The organism is Streptomyces sp. (genome assembly GCF_036566765.1).
Lineage (GTDB): Bacteria > Actinomycetota > Actinomycetes > Streptomycetales > Streptomycetaceae > Streptomyces.
Genome location: NZ_DATCVQ010000627.1, coordinates 1 through 4,314 on the forward strand (window position 1 = coordinate 1; position 4,314 = coordinate 4,314).

General features: G+C 72.6%; 4 protein-coding genes and 1 pseudogene. 1 reads left to right on the forward strand and 4 read right to left on the reverse strand.

The window, feature by feature from the left end:
- Positions 1-377: pseudogene (locus VIU94_RS36550) on the forward strand (hypothetical protein); the annotation flags it as partial.
- A gap of 170 nt (positions 378-547) precedes the next feature.
- On the opposite strand, the gene VIU94_RS36555 reads toward VIU94_RS36550, so the two are convergent.
- From VIU94_RS36555 to VIU94_RS36570, 4 genes are all read right to left on the reverse strand, one after another.
- Complete coding sequence (locus VIU94_RS36555; RefSeq protein WP_331918508.1) at positions 548-1,753, reverse strand: cytochrome P450; 1,206 nt, start codon at positions 1,751-1,753, stop codon at positions 548-550.
- A complete protein-coding gene (locus VIU94_RS36560) occupies positions 1,750-2,460 on the reverse strand; it encodes a cyclodityrosine synthase (RefSeq protein WP_331918510.1) in 711 nt (236 codons plus the stop codon). Before VIU94_RS36560 ends, VIU94_RS36555 begins: the two co-directional genes overlap by 4 nt.
- 218 nt (positions 2,461-2,678) lie before the next feature.
- Positions 2,679-3,539, reverse strand: coding sequence for an Fpg/Nei family DNA glycosylase (locus VIU94_RS36565; protein WP_331918512.1), 861 nt, complete (start codon positions 3,537-3,539; stop codon positions 2,679-2,681).
- An 82-nt stretch (positions 3,540-3,621) separates the two neighbouring features.
- A partial coding sequence (locus VIU94_RS36570) for a WS/DGAT domain-containing protein (protein ID WP_331918514.1) occupies positions 3,622-4,314 on the reverse strand: 693 nt, incomplete at its 5' end.

Below are 4,314 nucleotides of genomic sequence, written 5' to 3' on the forward strand. Positions count from 1 at the left end.
CGGCCCGCGCCGTGGCATGGCCGGCCGTCGCCGCGGTGCTCCTCGTCGCGGTGCTGCTGCGGGACGACGCGCCCGCGGCCGTACGGCTCTCCGCGGCGGACCGGGCCACGGGCGTGACGGCGTCCGCCGACCTGGAGGACCGGGCGTGGGGCGCCGCGGTGGGCCTGCGGGTGGCTGGGCTGCGCGGCCGGCGGGTGTGCACCCTGTACGCGGTGGACCGCGGCGGTCGCGAACTCCCGCTGCTCACCTGGCACGCCGACCGGGACGAGGCCGACCCGCCGCTGATCGAGACGGCCGCGCCCGTCCACGCGGCCGAGATCGACCACCTGACCGTCCGCACCGCCGACGGCGCCCGCCTGGCGGACCTGCGCCGCTAGGGCCTGTCCGGCGGATCAGGGGCGACCCCGGCCATGATCCGCCGGACAGGCCCTAGCCGCCCAGAAGTCAGCTGAACGGCTGGGCAGAGAGGCGTCGAGGGTGTCCCGGACGTGCTGCGGCCCCCGCCGGGACGTCTCTCGGCGGGGGCCGCGGGCGTGTGCAGACGCTGTTACCAGAGTACGGGGAGGCGCTCGGGGATCCGCTTCATGAAGCCGGTCCGCCACACCAGTTGCTCGATGGGGACGGCGAGGTCGAGGCCGGGTATCCGGTCGAGGAGTACCTCGATCGCGATCTGTGCGTGCCGCTTGCCGAGGGCGGTGGCGGGGCAGTAGTGGCCGCCGCCGCCGAAGCTGAGGTGCGCATTGGGGTTGGGCCGGTCGAGGCGCACGCTGTGCGGGTCCTCGAACTCCTGCGGGTCGTGGTTGGCGGCCTCGACCAGGACGAGGACGAGCTCCCCCTTCTGTACCTCGACGTCGCCGAGCCGCATGGTCTCGGTCGCGATCCGCGGCAGGCCGTCGGCTATCGACAGGTTGATACGCAGCAGCTCGTCGACGGCCGCGGGGATCAGGGACGGGTCGGCGATCAGCATGGCCTTGAGGTCGGGGTGCTGAATGAGGGAGACGATGCCCATCGTGAGGAACCCCATGACGCTGATGACGCCGGCGCCGAACATGGTGACGCCGACGGTCGCCAGCATCTCGTCCGTGAGGTGCGCGTAGTCGGGGTCGTCGCGCAGCGCCGCGAGCTCGGCCATGAGGCCGGTCGTGGACGGGTCGTCGAGTCGGCCGACCATGTGGGCCATGTCCCGGTCCCAGTTCATGCCCGCCGCCGGGATCTCCCGGGGGCTGTTCATGAAGGCGACGTGCAGCGACTCGTACAGGCCGGCGGCGTCCGTCTGGGGGATGCCGAGGATCTGGCAGTGCAGGCCCGTCGAGTACGGGACGGTGAAGTCGCGGCGCAGATCCGCCGGCGCGCCCTTCTCCACGAGCTCGTCGACGAGCCGGTTCGCGTGCGCGGTGAGCCAGTCCTCCAGGCCGGGGGCCTTGGGGTTCAGGGCCTTCATCACGGCCTTGCGGAGCCCGGCGCCGGTGATGTTGCCCATGTTGTTGACGACTTCGGGCGGGATCGTCAGCGCGTACTGGCGTGGCGCGCCGGGTGCGGACGTGTCCTTGAGGGAGAACCGCGGATCGTCGAGGACCTGGCGGCACAGGCGATAGGAGGACACCAGCCACGCCTCCGCGCCGGCGATGGTGCGGACCTTCTTCACGGGCTCGTTGGCCAGGAGGTGGGCAACCTGCGCGGGGAGCTTGGTGCCGTCGGCGTCGAAGGGGAATGCCGTGAGCTGCCCGGCGGCGGGGTCGACGGTGGTGGTCATGCGGAGCGCTCCTCGGTGTCGGCGGGGGTGATGACGGCGTGGCCCTGGTTGCGTGAGGCGCGCAGGCCCCAGCCGCGGGCGTAGAGGAGCTCTGCGAGGGGGAGCGCCTGGTGGTAGCAGTTGAGGGATGAGGGGACGTCGAGGATGGCGGGGGTGTCGAGGAAGAGAGGGACCTCGGCGCACACGTATTTGATGCAGACCTCGCGTTGCCGGTCGGTGGGCGGCCGGCCGTTGAGTTTGTCGGCGAGGAATCGGGCGGCGAGCTGGTCGCACACCTCGCGGAATTCGGGGTCCTGGGTGAGGAGCGCATCGAGCTGTGTGCGGATGCGCTGGTATGCGGGCAGCTCCAGGAGAGCGGACATGGGCCGGCCGCGCAGCCTCTCGCCATCGGGGTCGAGCGAGGAGACGGCGGCGGTGACCTTGGCGCGGACACCGCGAAGGTTCTTCACGGCCTTGCGCTGTGCTTCCACCGGCGGATAGCCGAGGGCCTCGAACATCTCGGCGACGTGCATGTCGGTCCAGATCAGATCGACCTGTCGGAACTGGGCGAGTCCCCAGCCGGCCAGGTCGAGAACCCGTTCGTGGGTGAAGTAGCCGTTACCGGAGGAGATGCCGATGACGGCGTGGTCTCCCTCATCGTGGATGACGCGGCAGTGCGGGGTATAGGGGCGGACGGCGAACGTGCCGGTGCGTATGGCAGTCGTCAACGTCGTTGACTTCCCTTAGCGTTGCTAGTCCCAGCAGGGCCTTGTGCCCTGGGTGTGGCGACGCGGTGAAGACGCTAACCGAGTCCGCCCATGATGATCTAGGGCTACCCGCCGGTCATGTACGGATTTCGTTGCGGACGAGGCGAGTTGGCCGGCAGCGGAGGTTCGGTCGCAGAAGCCGAACCGCTCAAGGCCGGTGAAGCAGGCTCGCTCCAGGCTCACTTGAGGAGTCGGGACAGGCGGCGGTCGGCGAGGGGTTTGCCGCCGGTCTGGCAGGTGGGGCAGTACTGGAGGGAGGAGTCGGCGAAGGACACCTCGCGGATCGTGTCGCCGCAGACGGGACACGGCTCGCCGGTGCGGCCGTGGACGCGCAGTCCGCTCTTCTTCTCCGCCTTCAGGCGGCCGGCCGCGAGGCCGTGCGAGCGGGCGACGGCCTCGGCGAGGGTGCTGCGCATCGCCTCGTACAGCGCGGCCGTCTCCTCCTCCGTCAGGTTCTGGGTGGGCTTGAACGGGGACATCTTGGCCGCGTGCAGGATTTCGTCGCTGTACGCGTTGCCGATCCCGGCGATCAGTCCCTGGTCCCGCAACGCGCCCTTGATCTGGCGGCGTTCGCCCTCCAGCAGCGCGGCGAAGGCCGCCAGGTCGAAGTCCGCGGCAAGCGGGTCGGGCCCGAGGCGGGCGACACCGGGGACGTCCGCCGGATCGCGGACCAGGTGCACCGCGAGCCGCTTCTGCGTGCCCGCCTCGGTGAGGTCGAAGCCGTCGCCTTCGGTGAGCGCGACGCGCAGCGCGAGCGGCCCCTTGCCGGGGCGGGGTGTCCCGGACGGCAGGACGTCCTTCCAGTGCAGCCAGCCCGCGCGGGCGAGGTGGATCAGCAGATGGAGGCCGCCGGCCTGGATGTCGAGGAACTTGCCGTGCCGGGCGACGCCGGTGACCTCCGCGCCCTCGACGGCGCTCAGGGGCGGGTCGTACGTCTTGAGCACGCTGATCGCGGCGGGCAGCACGCGGGCGATCTCCTTGCCCACGAGGTGCGCGCCGAGGAACTCGCGCAATGCTTCGACCTCGGGCAGTTCAGGCATGACACCACCCTGCCCCACGACCCCGGAGCCCGCACGCCGCTCGCGGCGCACGCCCTACGACATGCGCCGCGAGCGGCGTGCCTCACTGCGCTTCGGGCCCCCGCCCCGCCAGCGCGTCCAGCTCCTGCGTCAGCCCCGCGGCCAGGGCCTGAAGGTCCGGGACCGCCTTGCCGTCCGCGACCAGGCCGACGTGGACCTGGCCGCCGTACGGGGACATGGCCACGGCCAGCGCCTGGCCGCGGGCCAGCGGGGCCATCGGGAACAGGGCGCGCAGCGGGGCGCCGCCCAAGGAGAGGGCCGAGCGGGGCAGCGGCACGTTGGTGACCAGCAGGTCGAACAGCATCCTGGCCGCGCCGGAGGCGATCGGCGCGCCGAAGCGGTGGGCCAGCGGCGGGAGTTGGTCGGCGAGCACGGCGACCGCACCGGCGCCCCGCAGCGGCCCGGCGGCCTTGTTGCGGTCCATCGCCGCGCGCACCGCGGCGAGCCGGGCCGGCCCGTCGGGCTCGCTCACCGGCAGGTCGACCAGGTACGCGGAGAGCCGGTTGCCGGAGTCCGGCGGCGCGCCGGGCCGCCGCCGGGAGACGGGGACGAGGGCGCGCAGGTCGGTCGCGGGCAGCGGTTCGCCGCGGCCGTCGAGCCAGCGGCGCAGCGCCCCGGCGACGGTGGCGAGCAGGACGTCGTTCGCCGTGCCGCCGCAGGCCCGGCGCACGGCGTGGACCCGCTCCAGATCGAGGGCGACGGTGGCGACCGCGCGGGTGCCGCTGGACGCGGCGGC

Excerpts from the sequence above, each read along its gene's own strand:
- VIU94_RS36555 (WP_331918508.1), bottom strand. The coding sequence starts at position 1,753 with ATGACCACCACCGTCGACCCCGCCGCCGGGCAGCTCACGGCATTCCCC.
- VIU94_RS36565 (WP_331918512.1), bottom strand. The coding sequence starts at position 3,539 with ATGCCTGAACTGCCCGAGGTCGAAGCATTGCGCGAGTTCCTCGGCGCG.